Here is a 2,801-nt window from a genome sequence, read left to right as displayed (position 1 = left end):
TCGAGCTCGCGGGAGAAGGACTGGAAGACACGACTGCCCGTGTTGGAGTAGAGGCCGGTGTACAGCTCACGCTGATCGACCAGGCCCAGCGCGTTGTAGTCGGTATCCGCCACATAGCTGAACTCGGTGGTGCCGTACACCGTGGTCAGCCGGTTGGCCAGCCCCAGCGTCTCGTCGTAGTGGTTGGTCAGGGTCTCCGTGGGCAGGTCGGCACTGACCGGGAACGTCGAGGAACGCACGCTTCCGTCGACGGCATAGCTGCTCTGGAAGGAGTAACTGCCGTTCAGCCCCGTCTCGGCAGTGGGCACGGTGACGGTCTGACCTGTCGGGCGGTAGCCGTCGTCGTAGCCGTCGACCTTGACGGTGTAGGCGGCCGTGCCCTCATACCGCACCGATTGGGTCAGCTGTCCCTTGGCGACCGTGTCATAGGTCCACCGGGCGCGAGGGGAGGCCGAGAGTTGGTTCTCGAAGATCGCGGTCTTCCGGCCCAGCGCGTCGTACTGGTACACCAGTTTCTTGCCCCGGGCGTCGACCGTCGAGGTCATCCGGTCGGCGTTGTCGTACGTCATGGCGGTGTCGCCTTTGTCCGGGTCGCTCACCAGGGTCTGTCGACCGCGCAGGTCGAAGGTGTAGTCCCAGTGGTTGCCCGCCGCGTCGGTAACCCGTTTCAGCTGGCCCTTGCGGTTGTAGGTGTACGACGTGGTGTCGTAGGCGCCGGTGGGTGTGTCGCCGTGGTACTGACGCTGTTCGACGGGGCGGTCCTTGGCATTGACGACCGTGGAGGCCACGATGCCCCCGGCCGGCGGAGTGACATCGGTGCGGTCACCCGCGTAGTACGACGTCGTGCGCCAGCGCTCGACGTTGTACGGCTGGAAGATGGCGGCCGTGACCCGGCCGACCCCGTCATAGACGGTGCGCGTCTGGGTTGGCACATCCGTACGCTCGGTCGCGGTTACCAGCGTCGTTCCCGGCGCCGCGGTGTTGTAGTACGGGGAGTACTCCTTGACCTTGCGGCCGCTCGTGTCGTAGAAGGTGTCGCTGAGCAGGCGGCCGCCCGACGGTGACGGCGCCTGGGTCTGGCGTATCCGCAGTAGGCCGTCGTAGAACGCGTACGTCGTGACTGAATTGCCCGCGGCGTTGAGCTGGCTGGTGGACACCACGGTCGGCGCCGTCGTGCGCAACAGGTAGGTGTGCGCGGTATTGGGGGTGGCGGTGGCCTTGTCCCGGCCTGGTAGCCAGACCCCGGTCAGCCGGCCCAGCCCGTCGTGGGCCTGGTCGGTGATCTTGCCGTTCGCATCGACGGTGCGCAGCGGTATCCCCCACGCCGGTTCCAGCGTGACGGTGGTCGCGTGACCGAGAGGGTTGGTCGCCACCGTCTGGGTCAGTGGGCCGCCCAGGGTCGGGGTGTATGCGGTCGTGGTGAGCTGGCCGGCCGCATTCCACTTCTTGGTGGCCCGCCCCTGTGCGTCGTACTCGGTACGGCTGACCGTCTCGTACGTCGGGCTACCTGCGTTCCAGGCCGACGCCTGCTCTTCACGGGTGGCCAGTCCCCGAGTCGGTGCGACCCCCCAGTCGTGGTCGTCGTACGAGGTGCGGTGGTCGGCGGAGACCTCGTCTTCCGTGAGGCTGCCGGGGTTCGCGGCGGCCGCGCAGGTTGTCGCGAAGGTCTGCATCCGGTGGGCCGAGTTCACCAGCCACGCGCTGGTGTTCCTGGGCTCGTATGTCGTCTTGTTGCACTCCTCGTCGCCGGTCACCGCGTTGTCGCCGGAGTCGTCGACGGCCACCGCCATGCCGTAGTCGTCGAATGTGGTGCGAGTCGTGCTCACGCGGTCGGCACGCCCGGCGTCGCGGGACACCCGGTCGTGGGTGGCGGCGACGTCGATGAAGCGAGCCTGCTCGGTCGTCCCGTTGATGGTGCGCGTCGCGGTCGGCGCCGACTGCCACGGCTCGGAGACCTCCCGAGACACCACCGAGCCGCCGGGGCCGTTGAACGTGGTCACCTCTCGGGGCATGCCGGCGTAGGCGTCCTCATCGGCGACCGCGGCCACCCCGGTGCCCGGCAGGGTCACGGTTCGGGTTCCGGACGGCAGCTTGTCGCCATGCATGCCCCGGAAGTAGGTGGTTTCCGAGTACGTCTGCTCGCCCGCGTCACCGGTGGTAACGCCCACCCGCCCGTACCCGCGCCACACAGACCAGGTCTTGTCCTTGGCCTCGATCAGTCCGTCGTCGTCGGTGTAGTGCCAGGCCGGATCGCCGATGTACTCGTAACGGTGGATGATGCGTGGGCTGCCCGCGGGCGGAGCCCCACCGGTTTGGTCGATCTCGTAGATGGTGGTGACGACATACTTGTGGAAGTAGTCGATGACGGGGTTAGCCAGGCCCTCGGGGGTCCAGCGCACCGGGTAACACCGCAGGGCGTTGGTGTGCGCCGCCGAGGGTATTCGCGAGCCGGCGACGCAATCCGGCGCCGAGTAGGTGATGTTGATGGTGCCGCCGGTCTCGTTGCGGACCATCGCGAGCCGCCACCAGTTCATGGCCGGCGAGTGGTCGATCGTGTCCACCCGGTTGGCCAACTGAATGCCGGTGAACTCCACGTCCGGCATGCTCACGTCGGTACCGACCAGTCCGTCGTGGGAGATCTTGGCCAGCCACAGCCCTGCTCTGGTGCCGTCGCCCGGGTCCGGGAAGGAGTGGGTCAGCGACCATCGCTCCACGTCCCGGTAATCCGTTCCGCCCCACACCTGGGTGGTGACGGTCGCGAGCCGCTTGGTTGACCAGAACGTCGGCGAGAACACATCACA

Annotated in this window: 1 pseudogene; it reads right to left on the bottom strand. The window is 67.4% G+C overall.

The features are described 5' to 3' along the window. Window positions 1-2,801, bottom strand: a pseudogene (locus tag DMB66_RS59600) (RHS repeat protein); the annotation flags it as partial.

The sequence above is a fragment of the Actinoplanes sp. ATCC 53533 genome (genome assembly GCF_003947245.1).
The sequence above is the reverse complement of the archived record's forward strand: the minus strand, read 5'-3'. Positions and strand labels throughout refer to the sequence as shown.